Source organism: Lysinibacillus sp. RC46 (assembly GCF_041262385.1).
In the GTDB taxonomy this organism is placed as follows: Bacteria; Bacillota; Bacilli; order Bacillales_A; family Planococcaceae; genus Lysinibacillus.
The window spans coordinates 218294-239910 of the sequence record NZ_JBGCCF010000003.1 but is presented as its reverse complement, the minus strand read 5'-3'; the positions used below and the strand labels follow the sequence as shown (position 1 = coordinate 239910).

Annotated in this window: 7 protein-coding genes; all 7 read left to right on the top strand. The window is 29.1% G+C overall.

The features are described 5' to 3' along the window. Positions 1 to 10 precede the first annotated feature (10 nt). Entirely contained in the window at positions 11 to 9172 is a 9162-nt protein-coding gene (locus ABH966_RS04775; RefSeq protein ID WP_370076239.1) for an amino acid adenylation domain-containing protein, read from the top strand. Between the two features lie 268 nt (positions 9173 to 9440). Further along, positions 9441 to 17390, top strand: a complete 7950-nt coding sequence (locus ABH966_RS04770; protein WP_370076237.1) for a non-ribosomal peptide synthetase — start codon at positions 9441 to 9443, stop codon at positions 17388 to 17390. A gap of 55 nt (positions 17391 to 17445) precedes the next feature. After that, positions 17446 to 18150, top strand: coding sequence for a thioesterase II family protein (locus ABH966_RS04765; RefSeq protein WP_370076235.1), 705 nt, complete (start codon positions 17446 to 17448; stop codon positions 18148 to 18150). A 108-nt stretch (positions 18151 to 18258) separates the two neighbouring features. Further along, positions 18259 to 19191 carry an acyltransferase domain-containing protein gene (locus ABH966_RS04760; protein WP_370076233.1) on the top strand — a complete coding sequence of 311 codons (933 nt, stop codon included), beginning with the start codon at positions 18259 to 18261 and terminating at the stop codon, positions 19189 to 19191. A gap of 121 nt (positions 19192 to 19312) precedes the next feature. Further along, positions 19313 to 20158, top strand: coding sequence for a 3-hydroxyacyl-CoA dehydrogenase family protein (locus ABH966_RS04755; protein ID WP_370076231.1), 846 nt, complete (start codon positions 19313 to 19315; stop codon positions 20156 to 20158). Between the two features lie 26 nt (positions 20159 to 20184). After that, entirely contained in the window at positions 20185 to 20454 is a 270-nt protein-coding gene (locus tag ABH966_RS04750) for an acyl carrier protein (RefSeq protein WP_370076229.1), read from the top strand. 14 nt (positions 20455 to 20468) lie between these two features. Then, positions 20469 to 21602 (top strand): acyl-CoA dehydrogenase family protein, encoded by a 1134-nt coding sequence (locus ABH966_RS04745; RefSeq protein ID WP_370076227.1) that lies wholly within the window; start codon positions 20469 to 20471, stop codon positions 21600 to 21602. The last annotated feature ends 15 nt before the right edge of the window (positions 21603 to 21617 follow it).

The window sequence follows — 21617 nt, the reverse complement described above, 5'->3', positions numbered from 1 at the left end:
AGGAATGGTTGTGGAACAAGAAACGAATAAATACAAGGAAGCTTTGAGAAAAGCAGCTAGGAAAATCGAAGAATTATCTAAAAAAAACCAAGATGATGATATAGCTATAGTAGGACACGGTTGCAGATTTCCTGGAGGTGCAAATAATCCAGAGCAGTTTTGGCATATTCTTTCTAATGGGATTGATACTGTAACAAAAATTAAAAAGGATCGCTTTGATTATAAAGAATATTATAGTGATAATGTAGACGAAATTGGAAAGATGTATACGAAATACGGGGCATTTTTAAATGTCCCTGTTGATGAATTTGATAATCGACATTTTGAAATTTCTCCTGTAGAAGCAAGCTCTATAGATCCACAACAAAGATTATTGTTAGAAGTAAGTTGGGAGGCGCTTGAAGATTCTGGGGTAAATATAAAAAAGTTACGTGGGAGTAATACCGGAGTATTTGTAGGAATTAGTTCTAGTGATTATTTTAGGGCTCATATGTTCTCAGGTGATGAAAAAAAAATAACGCCTTATTCTGTTGGCGGTATAACCTATGGTGCTGCCAGTGGTAGATTATCCTATTTCTATGATTTTAAAGGACCTGCGGTAACATTTGACACAGCCTGTTCGTCCTCGTTAGTGGCTTTAAATGCTGCCGTAGAAAGTCTAAAAAAGGGCGAATGCTCATTAGCAATTGTTGGGGGAGCTAATATGTTATTAACTCCTGAGTCATTCATTGGTCTTTCAAAACAGCACGGATTAGCTGCAGACGGCAGATGTAAAACATTTACTGAGAATGCAGATGGTTTTGGTAGAGGTGAGGGATGTGGCGTCATAGTATTAAAAAAGTTATCCGAAGCTAAAGCAGATAACGATACAATTTATGCAATCGTAAAGGGCGTTTCGGTTGGACAAGATGGAAGAACAAATGGGATGACCGCTCCAAATGGAAGTGCACAGAAAAGAGTAATAAAACAAGCTTTAACTCAAGCTAAAATGACTATAAATGATATTGATTATATTGAAACGCATGGGACGGGCACCCCTTTAGGTGATACCATTGAGGTTCAAGCTCTAAATGAAATATTTAAAGATAAGAAAAATGACTTGTTAATAGGAGCAGTGAAAACCAATATTGCTCATCTAGAAGCCGCATCAGGAATGGCTGGTTTAATAAAAATAATCCAATCATTTAAACATAATCAGCTACCGCCTAATATCCATTTCAATAAAAAAAGTTCTAAAATCGATTGGGGAAATTTACAAGTAGTCAATAAACTTGTTGAGTGGAAACCTGGAGAAAAGATTAGGAGAGCGGGGATTAGTGCATTTGGATTCACAGGTACTTTAGCCCATGCAATTATTGAAGAACCACCATTAGTTAAAGTAAATATCGAAGAGAAGGAATTGCCTTATCACTTGTTAACTTTATCTGCTAAAAATGAAGAGGCATTGAAATATTCTATCATAAATATGAAAGAATATTTGTCTAAATCTAATGAGTCAATTGGTAATATATGTTACAGTTCTAATATTTGTAAGAGTCATATGGATTATCGTTTTGCTGCTAATGGATCAAGCAAAGCCGATATATTAAATATGTTTGATAAATTTGATCATTTTAAAAATGATTCTTCCAAGTTTAAAATGAATAATATTACGTTTTTATTTACTGGTCAAGGATCAATTTATAAGAATATAGGAAAAACATTATATGAAAAATCATCGGGTTTTAAAAAAACACTAGATTTATGTAATGAAAAATTTTATAAAATTTTAAATTTCAATATTTTAGATATTATTTATGGAGAAAATGATAATGATTTATTGAATAAAGCTATTTATTCGCAGCCGATTATATTTTCTATTGAATATGCACTAACCAAAATTTGGGAGTCTTTGGGCATTAAGGCAAACTCAGTAATTGGACATAGTATAGGTGAATTCACTGCAGCCTGCTATGCTGGAATTTTAAGTTTAGATGATGCAATTAAAATGATTGCTCATCGTGGTATGTTAATGGATACCCTAGATATTGATGGGAAAATGGTAGGTGTACTAACAAGTGTGGAAGTTGCAAGCGAGTCAATAAAAGAGAGTGGATGTAAAAATGTTTCAATTGCAGCTATAAATGCTTCTGAAAATGTAACAATATCAGGGCTTAGTGAAGAAGTAGATAAAGTTATTGAAATCATCCAAAAAAAACAAAGAGTGTTTATAGAAGAGTTAAATATTACACATCCATTTCATTCGGTTTTAATGAAGGAATTTATCGATAGTTATAAAGAAAAAATAAGTGATGTGAAATATTCGGAAAATAACGTAACTTTTATATCTTCTATAACTGGAAAGCAAGAAAATAAAGACACGTTTGGGAATGCAATCTATTGGTCCAATCATTTATCCAATACAGTTAATTTTTATAAAGCAATGGAAACGGCCAAGGAATTAGAAAGCGATATTTTTATTGAAATAGGTGGCGACGCAACACTTTGTGGATTAGCTAATCAATGTATTAATGGTGAAGCGCTATTTTTACCGTCATTAAGAAAAGGCTTAAATGAATATAAGCAACTATTTGATTCTATATCTCTATTATATTTAAATGGTGTACAGGTTGATTGGAAATCCTTTTACAAAGAATATAAAAAGGAGAAGGTAATACTCCCTAATTATTCTTTTCAAAGGAAAAAGTATTGGATTGATTTAAATAAGAATAAGAAGAACTACAAAGAATTCGTGTTGAATAAAAATTCAGAAAAATCGGGTGAATCGAATAGCTCCATTGGGAATAATACTCTTACAATAGAGAACTCTTCTTTAAGTTTATACGATATAGAGTTAGAGATAAAAAATATAATTAATATTATAGCTGGATTGAATATAGAGGAGATAAACCGTGAAGATAATTTATTTTCATTAGGTTTTGACTCTTTATTATTACTAAACTTTAAAAAACATATTGATAATAAATATAAATTAAATATTTCTATAAATGAATTCTTATTAAATTTGAACACAGTAGGTTTAATTGCTGAATATATAGAAAAACATTTACCTAAATCAGAAATGTTTAAACAGAGCACTGTGAAACAACAGTCAAATATTTCATGTGAAAATACTGATTACGAGAATGCGGAAAATGTTAATTATTTAAATAATATGGAAAACCGAATTAAGGATATCCATGCCCAGTTAGAAAATTTGATGGATATAAGTAGAAAGGAATTTTCTGCTAAACCAGCAAGCAATTCAAGGAGTGTTTTCCCTAAAATAAATAATAACTCCATGATTTTTGAAGAAGACTCATTAAATAATATGCAAAAAAAATTTGTAGATGATTTTATCTTAAAATATAATACTAAAACAAAAAGCTCAAAAAATCATGCAGAAAAGTATAATACTGTATTCTCGGATTGGATAAATTCACTTAATTTTAGGATGACATTAAAAAAATTACTTTATCCGATTATATCCAAACGATCCCAAGGAACAAGGTTTTGGGATATTGATGGAAATGAATATATAGATTTAGCAATAGGATATGGAGTCCATTATTTTGGGCACAATCCTCCATTTATTACGGATGCTATCAAAGCTCAATTAGAGAAGGGCTTTGAATTAGGACCGCAAAGTGATTTAGCAGGGAAAGTAGCTAAATTGATAAAAGATTTAACCGGAGTAGAAAGAGTTGCCTTCTGTAATACAGGTTCAGAAGCTGTAATGGTTGCTTTAAGAATTGCTAGAGCATGCAAAAGAAAAGAAAAGATTGTAAAATTTTCTGGATCCTATCATGGAACGTTTGATGGTATTCTAACAGATACAGATGAAGAAGGTCCGTATCCTACTTCATTAGGTTCAACATATGGAAATATTAAAGATACGGTAAGTTTACTCTACGGGTCTAAAGAGTCATTAGAATATATTAAAGAGAATAAAAATGATATTGCAGCTGTATTAGTAGAGCCTGTACAAAGTAGAAGACCTGGTTTTCAGCCGAAAGAATTCCTTAAAGAATTAAGAGTATTAACAGAAGAATTAGGTATTATTTTAATCTTTGATGAAATGCTAAATGGATTTAGAATTCAAACGGGTGGAGCACAAGCTTATTTCGGAATTGAAGCTGATATAGTTACTTATGGAAAAATAGTTGGTGGTGGACTTCCGATAGGTGTTGTAGCCGGCAAGCAGGTATATTTAGATAGCATAGACGGAGGAAGCTGGTCATTTGGAGATAACTCTATACCAGATAAAGAAACAGTAACTTTTGCTGGGACATTTTGTAAAAACCCTCTTAGTATGGCGGCTGCGTATGCGGTACTTTCTCTTTTGAAAGAAAAAGGCAATGATTTACAAATGGAAGTAAATGAAAAAACGAGGGTATTTGTAGAAGAAGTAAACGAGTTTTTTGGAAGAGAAAGAGTTCCTATGAGAATAAGTTACTTTGGTTCACAATTCAAATTTGAATCATATGGAAAATATGACTCATCATTGTTTCCAATAGAAATGGATTTATTCTTTTATTTATTAAATTATAAAGGTATTTATACGTGGGAAAGAAGAACATGTTGTTTCAATACAGAAATTTCCTATAAGGATATTGAAATAATAATAAGTAAAATAAAAGAAAGTATATATGAATTAAGAGAAAGTGGTTTTGAGTTTTCAGAAGAAACAAAATTAAAAAAAGTAAAAAATATTTTTCCGAATCATAAAGTAATTCCAATGACTTTAAATCAAAAAAGGCTTTTCTCAACTATTCTAATAAATGAGAATGATCCATATAATATAATAGGGACATTAGAAATAAAAGGTCGAATAAATATAAAAAAATTAGAGACTGTGTTCCAAATGATAATAGCTAGACATGAAAGCTTACGAACAAAATTATACATTGAAGAAGATCTATTTGTTCAAGAGGTTGTAGAGGAAATAGATTTTAAAATTAATGAAGTTGAAAAGCAAGAATCTCAGAGTTTAGATGATTTAATCAAGGAGAATATTAGTAAATTTGATTTATCAAAAGGACCATTGTTTAAAGTAACTCTAATTAAAGCTTCACAGGAAAAGGAAATATTGTTAATAGATCTACATCATACAATAGCTGATGGACGTTCATTAGATATATTAGGTCAAGAACTAATAAAATTATATTCAGGTGAAAATCTGGAGCCAATTTATAACCAATATTCAGATTATGTCTTATGGGAAGAAGAATTTTTAAATTCTGAGGAAATAAAGGAAAATGAAACATATTGGTTAAAAAAATTATCAGGTGAAAGAGAAAAGCTAAATCTTCCTTTTGATTACAACCATTATTCGATTAATCAATTTGCAGGTAATACTGTAAAAATGCCGATAGAATCAGATTTGGTTTTTGACCTTAAACAGTTTGCAAAAAAAACTGAATCTTCACTGTTTATGGTACTAGCTGCGGCATTTAAGGTATTACTTTACAAGCTTTCAAAAACGAAGGATATAATAATCGGCACACCTGTTACTAACAGAGGGAATAGTAAATTTGATAATAATATTGGTATGTTTACTAATACAATTATTTTGAGAAATCAAATTTCTAACGAAATGAAATTTACTGAATTTTTAAGTAGGTTAAAACAAAGTTCTCTAGAGGCTTATGCTCATATGAATTATCCATTTAATTTTCTTGTTAATAAACTAAATACAGAAAATAATGGTGAGCGAGACCCATTAATAAATGTCATGTTTATATACGAGAATATAGACGAGAGAATGTTTAGCATTGATAATGTTGAAATCAAAACATATGATTATAAATCAAAAATAGCCGAGTTTGATTTCACATTGGAAATTCTCGAGGACAATGGGGCATTTAACGTTAATTTGAATTATAAAACTAGTTTGTTAAAAGAAGATAGTGTCACATTGTGGGGAAAATATTTTATAACAATATTAAAAAATATAATTAAAGATAGTGCTTTATCCATATCTGACATTCAACTTTTGACAGATAATGAAAAGGAAAAAATTATTAAAGATTTTAACAATACAGAGGTAATTTATCCTAAAAACAAAACAATTCAACAATTATTTGAAGAGCAAGTAAGAAAAGTTCCTAATGAAGTTGCAGTTGTATGTAAGGATGATAAATTAACTTATGATGAATTGAATAGAAAATCAAATCAAGTAGCAAGGATTCTTAGGGAAAAAGGGGTAAAAGCTGATTCGATAGTAGGGATATTTGTAGAAAGATCCATTCATATGATCATTGGTATTATGGGGGTTTTAAAGTCAGGTGGAGCGTATCTGCCAATTGATATAAATCTTCCTAGAAGTCGAATAGAGTATATGCTCGAGGATTCAGGTGTAGAAATTTTAATAACAGCCAAGGAATTAGAAGATGATTTACAGTTTACTGGTAGTGTTATTAATATTAGTAAAGATTGTTATTCCTTAGATGATAATAATTTGAGTATAGTAAATAACTCACATGATTTAGCAAATGTGATATATACTTCAGGTTCAACAGGCAATCCAAAAGGAGTAATGGTTGAACATAAACAAGTAAATAATTTTATACATGGCATTGTAGCTGCAACAGGCCTAAATGAGTATAAAAATATATTATGTATTACAACAATTTCATTTGATATTTTTGGTTTAGAAACTTTAGTACCACTTGCTCAAGGAATGAAAATAGTAATTGTAAATGAGGAAGAAGTAATTGATGGAGATAAATTATCAAAAGTAATTGTTGCAAATAAAGTGGAGGTAATGCAATGTACGCCTTCCAGATTAAAATCCTTATTAGAAAGTAATAAGTTTAAAAAATCAATAAAAGAATTAAAAACAGTGCTAATTGGTGGAGAAGAAGTTCCTAAAAATTTAGTTGAAGAATTAGATAGAAACGATAATTTAAAAGTTTTTAATGTATATGGACCTACTGAAACAACTATTTGGTCAACAAGCAAACTTTATGTAAATGAAGACAACAACCTTACTATTGGAAAACCAATAAATAACACTCAAGTATATATTCTTGATGAAAATATGCAAATAGTGCCTATAGGAGTTCCGGGAGAATTATGTATAGGTGGAGATGGAGTAGCAAGAGGCTACTTAAATAAAGAAAATTTAACAGCGGAAAAGTTTGTTGAAAGTCCGTTTGAAAAAGGTTTGAAAATATATAAAACTGGAGATTTAACAAGATGGCTATCAAATGGAGAAATAGAATTTTTAGGGAGGATAGATAATCAGGTAAAAGTTAGAGGATATAGAATAGAACTTGAAGAAATAGAAAATAGATTATTGAGTCTTGAAAATATAAAACAAGCAGTAGTTGTAGGGAAAATTGATCAAAATACTCAAAAGTATCTTTGTGCATATGTAACCTGTTATAGAAAATTAAATACATCTGAAATTAAAGATTATTTATCAGCAACCTTGCCTGACTACATGATACCCTCATTCATTATCGAAGTTGCAGAAATGCCACTAAATTCAAATGGAAAAATAAATAGAAAAGCCTTACCTGATCCAAATAAAGAAGATCAAATTTCAAATAACTATGTTGCTCCACGAAATAAGATGGAAGAAAATTTAGTGGAAATTTGGTCAGAAATTTTAGGGGTAAAAAGAATAGGTATAAATGACAACTTTTTTGATTTGGGAGGACATTCATTAAATGCAACAATATTGGTAGGCAGAATTCACAAGTTATTAGATGTAAAAATACCAATAAAAGAATTATTTAAGGCTAAAAATATAAAAGAACTCACTAAATATATTAGCAAAGTGGAGAAGAATAAATACGAAGAGATAGAAAAATTTACAGCTAAACAACAATATTATAGAACTTCCTCTGCACAGAAAAGAATGTATCTGCTACAAGAGAGAAATAATGGAACGGTTTATAATATGCCAAAGGTTATAGAAGTAATAGGCAAACTCGATCTTAATATAATAAATAGAGTAATAAGACAGTTAATAGAAAGGCATGAATCATTAAGAACCAGTTTTGAAATTGTTGATGAAGACATAGTACAAAAAATTCAACCAATAGATGATTTAGTGTTTAAAATTGAAATGCTAACAGTCAAAAACGAAGATGAAATTTCAGAAAAGGTAGCAAATTTTATAAGGCCATTTAACTTAAAAATACCTCCTCTTATTAGAGTTGGAGTAATAAATGTAGAGGAAGAGAGAAATATCATTATTTTTGATATTCATCATATTGTATCTGACGGCATTTCGGTTGCGATATTAACAAAAGAATTTAGTGATTTGTACTCAGACAAAAAGTTGAAATCATTAAAAATTCAATATAAGGAATTCTCTGCTTGGCAATTAAAGATATTAAAAAGTGAAGAACTAAAAAAACAAGAAAAATATTGGTTAGGAGAATATCAAGGGAGGTTACCTGAAACAAAATTCCCTACGGACTATCCTGTGCCAAGTAAACGAGACTTTAAAGGAAGTAACATCGAATTTAAAATAGATAAAACTATCACAGATAATTTAAAAGGAATAGGACGTAAGACTAGTAGCACGCTGTACATGGTTATATTAGCAAATTTAAATATTTTATTATCAAAATATTGCCAACAAGAAGATATAGTTGTTGGAACGCCTGTTTCTGGAAGAACATCAGAGGATTTGGAAAATGTTATTGGTTTGTTTGTAAACACTTTAGCAATTAGAACAAAAGTAGATAATGAATTAAATTTCATAGATTATTTAAACATTGTAAAAGAGAAGACACTAATGGCCTTTGATAATCAAGAATATCAATTTGATGTGTTGGTTCAAAAGGTAGGTGTGGTGGGAGATTTAAACAGAAATCCATTATTTGATGTTATGTTCGTTCTTCAAAATATGCAGGAAGATAGAATAGAACTAGATAATTTAAGAGTTACATCATATCCCTTCAAAGAAAATACAGAAAAATTCAACATTACAATTGCTTGTCAGGAAAAAGAAGGAGAATTATTGTTTAATTTAAGTTATGCAACGTCATTATTTAAAGAATCAACAATTGAGAAAATTATAGAATACTTTAAGAGCATTATACATTTAACATCAAAAAATCTGGATATAAAGATCGAAACTATTGACTTGATTACCGAGGGGGAATTATCGAATATTTACAATGGTGTAATATCTAATGATTTAAACGAAGAAGATTTAGAATTTACTTTTTAACTTCTTTCAGCAGCAGTCTCCCGCCTCTATAGGTAGTGGTTCTAAGACTGTTTACAGCGGATGTCCAAACATCCGCTGTAAGAAGTTAAAGCCTCCGGGCGATTCCCGACGCAATTATCGCGAGGCATACTTGATAAAGTAACTAAATTCACTTAATAAAATAATTCAAATTTATCCCTGTATAGGCGAAGATTTTCTCCCTATAAAGATCTATTTCTATTGATAGGTTTCACAAACTCAGAACAATTATAAAGAGGAGTGAGCTAGAATGAAAGAAGTAAAGTCTGATGTGATAAATAAATCTAAAAGTTTTTGGATTGAAATGTTAGCAACTGAATTTGATCGTTTAGTATTTCAGAAAAATCAAAAGGGCAATGAATCTTATTTCTTAAAAGTTGATATTGATAAAGAAATAACTAATAAAATAAAACAATTAACAAAAGACAAAAATATAATGAAATATACATTAATATTAACAGTATTCAAAATTGCATTATCTAGAATGTGTTCATACTCACAATTTGCGATCGGAATTCCACCATATATTAAAGATAATAAAAGACAAGCAAATAATGAGTTTCTTTTATCCAAACAACTATTAACTAAAGAATTGGATTTTAAAAAAGTTCTTTCTAATGAAAAAAATGTTCTTTTTAATTCTTTTTTATATGAATTTTATCCTTTAGAACAATTGTATAAAAGAAACTTTATTTACGAAAAAATAAATGTATTTTGTGTAATGGAAGAATTACATAGTGATCTTCAAATAAAAAATATTTTAAATCTACCAAATAATGATCTTACTTTAAATATTAGAGTAAAAGAAGATTCAATTTCCTTAATATTTAATAGCTTTGATTATGTCGAAGAGAATCAGATATTTATTCTAAAAGATATATTTGTAAATATATTACAAAAGGTAATAAATAACTTAACAATTAGAATAGATGATATTGATATTATAAGTGAAAAGGAAAAAAGTAAGTTGAAAGACATTAATAGTACAAGTATATCTTTTCCTAAAAATCTGTCATTAAGTGAAATTTTTGAAAAACAAGTAGAAAATAACCCAGATCATATTGCGATTGTTTTTAAAAATGAAAAGTTTTCATATAAAGAGCTTAATGAAAAATCAAATATCATCGCAAATAAACTAAAAGATAATAACGTGGAAAAAGGAGACGTAGTTGGATTAATTGCTGAGAAATCCCCAGAAATGATAATAGGAATTTTAGCAATATTAAAAGCCGGTGCAGCATATTTACCTATTGATTATAAATACCCAGAAGAAAGAGTTAAGTATATGTTAGAAGATTCAAATTGTAAAATATTATTAAAACAGGGAAATTCAAAGGATATAGTTAACCTGGGGTGTAAAATAATAAAAATTGATCTTAAAGAGAATGAAATATTAAATGCTGATAACCTTAATATTCCATTTGAAGGGAATGAACTAGCGTATATCATTTATACATCCGGATCAACAGGTAGGCCAAAAGGAACATTAATAAACCAATCTTGTGTTATCAGTCGCCTAGTCGGCAATACAAATTATATTAATATCAATAAAAATGATATCTTCTTACAGTTATCAAGTTATGTATTTGATGGATCTATTTTCGAAATATTCGGTTCTTTATTAAATGGGGCAAGACTTGTAATTCCAGAAAAATATCATACCCTCGATTTGAAAGAATTAGGATCATTAATAGAAAAAGAAAAAATAAGTATATTGTTTATTACAACTGCTTTATTCCATTCATTAGTAGAATTAAATTTAAAATCCCTACAAAATGTTAAAAAAATACTAATAGGTGGGGAAAAATTATCTTTAAAGCATGCAAAGAAAGCATTCGATTTTTTGGGCCCTAATAGAATAATAAATCTATATGGCCCAACGGAAAGTACTATTTTCGCAACTTATTATCCAATAAATGATATAGATGAGGAAGATATATTTGTTCCGATTGGTGGACCAATTTCAAATACAAAATTATATGTTATCGGTAATAATAACAAATTACAGCCAATAGGGGTACCGGGCGAACTTTGTATATCGGGAGAGGGATTAGCATCAGGTTATATAAATAGAAACGATTTAACTGAGAAGAAATTTGTGGAAAATCCATATGAAACAGATGATAAAATGTATAAAACTGGGGATTTGGCAAGGTGGCTTCCAGATGGGAATATTGAATTTATCGAGAGAATAGATTATCAAGTTAAAATAAGAGGATATAGAATAGAACTTGGTGAGATAGAAAATGCATTATTAAAAATAAATGAAATAAATGAAGCAGTCGTATTGGTAAAAGAGATTGAAGATAATAAATATATATACGCATATTATGTAGCTAACTGTAATTATAGTAAAGATTTAATACGAGAGAAATTAAAAGAAACATTGCCAAGTTATATGATGCCTGCAAACTTCATTAAATTAGAGAAAATACCACTTACGATTAATGGTAAGGTTGATAGATTAAAGCTTAATAAATTAGAAGATGAAAGCAAATTAGGCATATACGAACATCCCAAAAATGATATAGAGGAAAAACTAATTCAAATATGGAAGGACATCTTAAAGATAAATTATACGATAAGTATTAACGATAGTTTTTTTGACGTAGGTGGGCATTCTTTAAATGCTATAAAGGTAGTTGGAAGAATTCATAAAGAACTAAATATAGATATTCCTATAAAAGATTTTTTTAGCCTAGAAAATATAAAAAATATTGCTTCCTATATATCTTCAGTGCGTAAAAAAGAGTATAGAAAAATTAAAAAGATTCAAGAAAAAAGATACTATGAGGCATCATCAGCTCAAAAAAGAATATACCTTACTCAAGAATTCGAAACAGCTAGTAATGTTTATAATATTACTGAAGCAATGGAAGTAATAGGCAAGTTGAATGTATCGAAAATAACAGATGGTTTAAAAAAAATAATTAAAAATAATGAGATACTAAGGACTAGCTTTGATGTAGTTGATGGAATAATAGTACAGAAAATTCATTATTTTGAAGAAATTGATTTTAAAATAGAAAGAATGCAAGTGGTAAATGAAATGGATATTGATAAAAAGATTAGAGAATTTTCAAAACCGTTTTTATTGCAGAAGGCTCCTTTATTAAGAGTAGGCGTCATTAGTATAGATAATAAACGACATATACTAATTTTTGATATTCATCACATTATTGCAGATGGTACGTCAATAAATATTTTATTAGAGCAATTAGCCAGTTACGTTAATGAAAAAGATTTAATTGTGAATGATATACAATATAAAGATTATTCTGCTTGGCAAAAGGGATTTTTCAATACAAAGAAGATAAAAAAACAAGAAAAATATTGGCTTGATGTATTTAAAAGTGAATTACCAATATTAAATTTACCTTCTGATTATAAAAGACCTAGTAAATTTAACTTTGAAGGGGATTCTCTCACATTTGAAATAGATTCTTTTATAACGAATAAACTAAAAAAGATTGCAAAGGAAAATGATAGCACATTATATATGGTTTTACTTGCTGCATATTCAACTCTTTTATCAAAATATACAAATCAAGAAGATTTAATTATAGGGACACCGATGTCCGGTAGGAATCACATTGATTTACAAAATCTTATGGGTATGTTTGTAAATACTGTTGCAATAAGGAATTATCCTGAGGCAAATAAGACATTTAAAGAATTTTTAAAAGAAACTAAAGAAACGGTTTTGAAGGCATTTGATAATCAAGATTATCAATTTGATGAGTTAATAGGAAAGCTAGAAATTAATCGAGATACAAGTAGGAATGCTTTATTCGATACAATGTTTGTCTATCAAAATTTAGATGAAGCTAATTTTGAAATTGAAGAATTGAAAATAAAAAAATACAATTATATAGGTAAAACATCGAAATTTGATTTGACTTTAAATATAACTGAAGAAAAAAATGAAATGAATTGTAGTTTTGAATATTGTACAAAAATTTATAAAAGAGAAACAATAGAATTGATGAGTGACTGCTTTAGCAATCTTTTATATTCAATTATTGAAAATATAGATCGAAAATTGAAAGATATTAATGTACTTTCTCAAAAGGAAAAAGATAAAATAAATCAATTTAATAATACATCTATGATATATGACAAGAATAAACCAATGCATCAATTGTTTGAAGAACAAGTTAAAAACACACCTGATCAAATTGCAGTTATATACGAAAATAATAAGGTGACATATAGTCAACTTAATGAGAAATCTAATCAACTTGCAAGAATATTGAGGGATAAGGGAGTAAAACGCGATACTGTAGTTGGTATCTTCGTCAATCAATCTATAGAGATGGTAGTAGGTATATTAGCAATATTAAAAGCTGGTGGTGCATATTTACCTATTGATCCAGAATACCCTGAAGAGAGAATTCAATATATTCTAGAAGATAGTAGAGTAGCAATTATCTTAACGCAGGGGAATATAAATACAGGTTTGTTGAAAAAAAACGAAACAGTCAATGTTGCAAATGATAAAGTATATAAAAATAGTATTGAAAATTTGGAAAATGTAAATGAGATAAATGATTTAGCTTATATTATTTACACATCAGGATCCACTGGTAGACCTAAGGGAGTAATGGTTGAACATAAAGGTTTAGCTAATTTAAAATCCTATTTCGAAAATGAGTATAACATTTGCGAAAAAGATAACATAATTCAATTTGCAAATTGTACATTTGATGCAGCAGTTTGGGAAATGAGCATGGCACTGTTAACCGGGGCAACACTTTTTATTGTTCCTAGATATGTAATTAATGATGTAAACGCCTTTGAAGCGTTTTTAAATATCAATAGAATAACGGTAGCTACATTGCCTCCTGTCTATGCTTCAAATTTAAGTCCTCATAAAATAAACTATTTAAGATTATTAATAACAGCAGGTTCCGAATCAAATAGTGAGTTAGTAAAAAAATGGAATGGTAAAGTACAATATGTAAATGCCTATGGACCAACTGAAACTACTGTATGTGCAGCAGCTTGGACAGATTATAGAATAAACAAAGATAATAAAACAGTACCTATTGGAAAACCGATATATAACACAAAAATTTATATTTTAGATAAAAATCAAAAAATACAGCCTATAGGAGTTCATGGTGAACTTTGTATTGGTGGAATTGGCATAGCGCGAGGATACCTAAATAATCTAGAATTAACGAAACAAAAATTCATTCCAAATCCTTATATTGAATGCGAAAAAATTTATAGAACAGGTGACATAGCTCGATGGTTACCAGATGGAAATATTGAGTATGTTGGTAGAGAGGATTATCAGGTAAAAATAAGAGGATATAGAATAGAATTAGAAGAAATCGAGAGAAGATTACTTCTAAATAGACATATAAATGAAGCGGTGGTTGTTACAATAAAGGACCAGCATCATGAATACAATCTAGCATGTTATGTGGTAGCTGATAAAAAAATGATACTATCAGAAATAAGAACTTTTTTATTGAATGAGTTACCCGAATACATGGTTCCATCTTATTATATGCAATTAGATTCCATACCCAAAAATCAAAGTGGTAAACCAGATAGAAGAATTTTAAAGGAATTAAAGGGAGATAAATATTTAAAAGAAGATAGTTATGAAAAGCCCTCAAACGAATACGAATGTTTACTTGTGGAAATTTGGGAGGAAATTTTTGTTCATAAAAAAGTTGGGATAAACGATGATTTTTTTCATTTGGGTGGAGATTCCATTAAAGCGATTAAATGTATTTATAAGTTAAATGAAAAGAATTTAACATTAAAGCTAAGTGATATTTTTAAATATAGAACCATAAAAAAAATCGTAGAAGTTATTAATTCACTTGAAAGAAATTCATTATTAATAGAACCTACAGTAGGTAAGTTTAAATTAACCCCTATTCAAAAATGGTTTTTTGAATCACATAAAATTGAACCAGAGTATTTTCATCAAGCAACTTTTTTAAAATGTAATGAAAAAATAAATGTGGATGTATTAAGGGATATATTAAAAGAAGTACAAATGCATCATGATTCATTAAGAATGGGCTTTACAACAGTAAATGATGAAGTAGTTGGGGAGATCTTAGGGTCTAATTATCCTTTTAATTATGAAGTTGTTTACCTTGATAATCTAGAACAGGACAAATCAATTTTTTTGAAAAAAGTAAAGGAATTACAAAAAAATGTAGATCTAAAATTAGGTCCAATGATGAGTACAGTTGTATTTAAAACAAACAATTTTGATTATATATACATCTTAATTCATCATTTGGCAGTCGATACTGTATCGTGGGGTATTTTAATAAATGATATCCAAAGTTTATATAAACAGTTTTTACGTAAGAAAGATATTAAACTAACTAACAAATCTAATTCAATCAAAGAATGGTCTAAAAAACTTTATTATTTTAGTAATAGTGAAGCGTTTTTAAAAGAAAAGTCCTATTGGAGAAATATCCAAAGAAAAATAAATAGCGTTCCTTTTGATTTTAGTCATGATACTAATACTATGAGAGATAGCGATACTTACGAAATATCTCTTAATCTAGAAGAAACTGAGGCTTTGTTGGAAAAATGTTCTGAATTATACAAAACAAGTGTTGTTAATATTTTACTATCTGCGTTATCGTTTGTTTTACAGAATTGGACTGGAAGTAAGGAAAATGCAATTATGTTTGAAGGGCATGGACGAGAAGATTTATTTAATGATGTAAGTATTCAAAGAACAGTAGGATGGTTTACATCTATCTATCCTATTATTTTAGAAGCTCCAGAAACTAATAATTTGATAGATTATTTAGATAGAACAATCTTGATAAGAAATGCTATCCCTAGAAATGGTATAGGTTATCATATCTTAAAATATTTAACTGAAGAAGAAAATAAAAAAGATATTGATAGGTTCATGACTCCTCAAATTTGTTTTAATTACCACGGAGAAACGGATTTAGAGAATAAAGGTAGAATATTCGAGATAATTGAAGAGGAACATGGAAGTAATATTAGTATCAATAGTGAAAGACATTTTGAATTGGAGTTTAATGGGAACATAAGCAATGGAAAATTAAAAATATTATTAACGTTCAATACAAAAGCATATAAATCTGATACTATAGCTAATTTAGCAAAAAAATATAAAGAAATTTTATTAGAATTTATTTCTTTAAATAAAAAGCAATTAAATATAGCTAGTTTAGAAAACAATTTATCATTTTTTTTAAATAAATACAAGGCTCCAGGATTGATATTGGGAATAAAAGCTCCTGATGGACAAAATACTGTTATTTCAAAAGGGCTTGCGGATATAAAGAATAATATAAATATGAAGTCTACTACTAATTTTAAAATAGGAAGCATTACTAAGACATTTGTGGCAACTATAATATTACAATTGATGGAGGAAGGGTTATTAAATTTAGATGATTCTGTTATACATTTTCTTCCAGAATTATTAGAACAATTTAAAGCGGATTATTTTAATAATATAACAATAAAAAGTTTATTAAATCACACTAGTGGAATACATGACTTTGTAAAACATCCTAGTTTTATTAAAGGTTTAGAAAGTAATAGAGAATGGACTAAGGAAGAATTATTATACTATGGATTGTCTTTACCATATGATCAGACATTTAATAATAACATTTGGATTTACTCTAGTACCGGATATATATTATTAGGATTAATTATCGAAAAAATTACACATGTAAGTTTAGAAGAAAATATACAAAATAGAATATGCAATAAGTTGGGTCTTGAACAAACGAGGTTAGTAGATGAGTTACCTAATTTATATAATTTTAGTCGTTGTTATACTAATCCTGAAAAAAAAGATGTGACAAATAATGCTTTAAGTGCAAGTTGGGCATCAGGAGGTATGATATCTAATGCTAGTGATTTACTTATATGGCTTGATGCATTTGTAGATGGAGTGTTACTAAAAAACAAAGATATAATCAATGACTATATTGATATTTCAATGAATTATCCAACTGACTACAAAGTGAATATGGGATTAGGTATCTTTAATGTGAACGATATGTTAGGACATGAGGGGCATGGACTAGGGTTTCAGAATATTCTTTATAAATATAATGGATATAGTTTTGTCATTCATTTAAATCAAGAGGCAGCTGATAAAAGTAATGTTATAAGTGAACCTTTTAAAATATTTAATGAACTTATAACACTTTTAAGGTGATTCAATCAACAGATCTTTAAAAATACTAAATATGTTAAACATAAAAGGGGAGCTCATGATGCTTTTATTTTGTTTGCCATATGCCGGTGGTTCAGAGCTGATATATCATAATTGGAATAAATTTATAAATCAACGTATAGAAATACATGCTATTACACTAAAAGGAAGAGGAAAAAGGTTTTGTGAAGGTTTTTATCAAAATCTAAATGAAGCAGTGGAGGATATTTATTGTCAAATACATGATAAAATCCAACAAGAAGAATATGCAATTTATGGGCATAGTATGGGAGCACTTTTGACATATGAGCTATATTATAAAATCATTAATACCAGTAATAGAAAGCCAAAGCATTTATTTTTTTCTGGCAGATTTTCTCCCAATGTAAAAGGTAATATTATTATTAGTCATAAAATGCCTGATAAAGAATTTATGGATAGGATCGTAGCGTTAGGCGGAATTGCTGATGAGGTACTAGAATCGAAAGAATTACTAGAGTTTATTTTACCTATTCTAAAAAATGATATAAGGATAGTAGAAAATTATGTTTACAAAGAAAGGGATGTAAAGATTCAGTGTAATATATCTGTTTTAAATGGGACAGAAGATAATATAGATTTCTATCAAAAAAATAGCTGGAAATATTTGTGTGATAGAGATTGTAAATTATACGATTTAAACGGCAACCATTTTTTTATTAACAATAATATTAATGTTGAAAAGATAGCCCGAATAATGGAAGAAAACTTATTAAACTCTTAAGCTTTTGGAGAATAAGTATTCATAGTATTGATTACATTTATTATCAATACTATGAATACTCCAATATTAGAACAATGGTGTCTAAAATTATATTATAGGAGGGAAAAGGTGGATTATTTTGATGGTGGAAATGCGTTTCTTTTTCAAGGAGTTGGATCAGAATATCAAAGTTTATTATATTTACTGGATGAAGAGCAATTAGAATTATTACGTAAATATTGCGCCATTGTGGAAAAGGAATTAGATTTAGATTTGTGGAACTATCTATTTTATTCCAAAAAAACGAAATATGATGACTTTTTCAATGATTGGATTGCTATCTACACCTGTGATAATATAGTATTTAATACATATATTTCCATTGGTGTAAACCCTAAAATATTTCTAGGTTACAGTATGGGCTTGATTACTGCAATGTCATGTGGAAAATCTATTTCTTTTGAAACAGGATTGCACATGCTACTAACTATATATGAATATCCTAAAGGTATTTCAAGGCAAGAGGAGTCTATGGCAACTATAATAGGCTTGAATTACCAACAAGTTGTAAACTTAATTGAAAAAAACAATTTTTTCGAAACTGTTAAGATTGCTAGTGAAAATAGTAAGTACTGCATTGTAATAGCTGGAAAGAAAAATGATATAAATCAAATTTTGGATAAAGCGGAAGAGGAGGGCGCTATAAAGGTTGTAAAAATAAATGTCCCCTATGCATTCCATACTCCATTTGCTGAAAAAGGGATTGATAAATTAATAAATCTTGTTGAAAAAATAAAGGTTGATGATAGTAGAATACCGATAGTTTCAGTATTTAACCAAAATGTTCTTCAAAGTGCTTCTGACTTAAAGAAAGAACTAGTGAAAAATATGCCAAGCTCAATGAATTGGAAAATCTCAATAGAAAAAATGATTGATTTTGGTATAACTACTTTTATTGAAGTTAGCCTAGATGACTCCCTTACTAAAATATCAAGAGTGATAAATACAGATTATAAGTTTTTATCATACAAAAAAATAGTAAGGTTAAAAAATAAGCATTAAAATGGTTATATTTATAAAAAAATGATAATACAGGAGGTTGTTGAATGAATGCTCGATAATGATATGAAGTGAATTTTTATATAATTATTAAAATTATGTAAATAAAAAGGGGTAATTTAGTATGAGAAAAATAGCCGTCATTGGAGCAGGAGTAATGGGAAGAGGAGTAGCTCAAAATTTTGCTCAGGAGGGGTTAAATGTCATATTATTAGACATTTCTGAGGGGAAATTAGAGCATGCAAAAGAAGAAATACGTCAAAATATTCGTTTTCACGCTTTATTTAACAAAAACAAGATAGATGATGACTCGGAAGAAATTTTATCAAGAGTCAACTTCTCAACGGATTACCAGCTATTAGAACAAGTAGATTTTGTTGTTGAAAATGTCCCTGAAAAATGGGAGGTTAAAAAATCAGTTTATGAAAAAATAGATAAAATTTGTACAGAAAACTGTATTTTTTTAGTTAATACTTCTTGTATTCCTATTACAAAAATAGCAGCATTAACCAATAGGCCGGAGAAGTGTATTGGAACACATTTTATGAATCCTGTACCGCTTATGACTACTATTGAGGTTATTAAAGGATATCATACATCGGAGGAAACTATTTTTCTAACAAAAGAACTTCTTAAACATATTGGGAAAGAGTGCATTATTGTTAATGATTTACCTGGTTTTGTATCGAACAGAATCTCTCATCTTTTTATGAATGAGGCAGCCTATGTTGTACAGGATCAAGTAGCAGCACCTAAAGATGTAGATAACATTTTTAAAAAGTGTTACGGACATAAGATGGGGCCACTTGAAACAGCTGACTTAATTGGACTCGATACTGTTGTAAATTCACTAGATGTTTTATATGAAAGCTTCCAAGATTCGAAATATCGTTGCTGTCCTTTACTACGTAAAATGGTTGATGCAGGATTGTACGGTAAGAAAGTTGGTCAAGGATTTTATACTTATTAAAAAAATGTCCAAAGGAGTATGAATAAATGTCTGAAACTAAAATGAAAATAAAAACGTATCTTTCTAAGTTTTTTAAAAGCCATGAATTAATGGATAATGAAGATATATTTTCAACAGGGTTTGTCAATTCACTCTTCGCAATGCAGTTAGTTATGTTTATTGAAAAGGAATTTAACATAAAGGTTGAAAATAAAGATTTAGACTTTGCTAATTTCAGAACGATTGATTCAATTGTCTCTTTTATTAGTAAAAAGCACAATGAAACAACTACCGAAAATCAAGTAAATAATAATTGAATGATGGTGAAAATATGAATATAGAATTTACAAAAGAACAATTAAAATATCAAGAAAGTTTTAGAGCTTTTGTTCAATCTGAAATAATTCCTTACGCAGGGGAAAATGATCGAGCTGAATATTTGCCTACCGAACTTATAGAAAAGGTTTCTAAAAGTGGGTTCTTAGGAGCAACTATTTCTAAGAAGTATGGTGGATTAGGCTACGACATGATTACTTTGGGATTACTAAATGAAGAAGTGGGAAGAGGATGTTCTTCAACTAGAGCATTGTTGACAGTACATGGTATGGTAGCCATTGCGATTGAAAAGTGGGGGACAGATGAGCAAAAGGAATATTGGCTTCCAAAAATGGCGAAAGGTGAAAGCATAGGAGCTTTTGGTTTAACTGAACCTAAAATAGGTAGTGATGCTAAAAGTATAGAAACATCTGCTGCACTTTTAAATGGCAACTTTATTATAAACGGTAGCAAAAAATGGATTACTATGGGCCAAATAGCTGATATTTTCATTATTTTTGCAAAATTAGATGGTAAACCAACTGCATTTTTAGTTGAAAAAAATAGCCAAGGTTTTTCAACGAAAGGAATTCATGGAATGATGGGTTTGAAGGCATCAATGGTAGCAGAAATATTCATGGATGATTGCCATATTCCTGAGACAAATATGATTGGTAGACCTGGTATAGGATTATCCCATGTCGCATTCTCTTGTTTAGACTACGGTAGATATACAATTGCTTGGGGGTGTGTTGGCATTGGACAGGCGTGTATTGAAGAAAGTGTACATTATGCAAAGAAAAGAGAACAATTTGGATATACATTAAGTCAAAATCAATTAATTCAGAAAATGATAACGGAAATGGTTGTTAATGTAAAGGCTGCAAGATTAATGTGTTTAAATGCTGGCTATCTGAAGGAAACTGGAGACCCCGAAACCATTATGGAGACATGGAATGCAAAGTACTTTGCTTCTACAATGATAAATAAGGTTGCAGGGGATTCCGTGCAGATTCATGGCGCTAATGGATTAAGCCAAGAATATTCAGTAGAAAGATATTATAGAGATGCAAAGATTAATGAAATCATTGAAGGAACTACACAGATGCATGAAATTTTAATTGCTAAAAATATTATTGGAAACAACTAGAAGAATGGTTCTTAT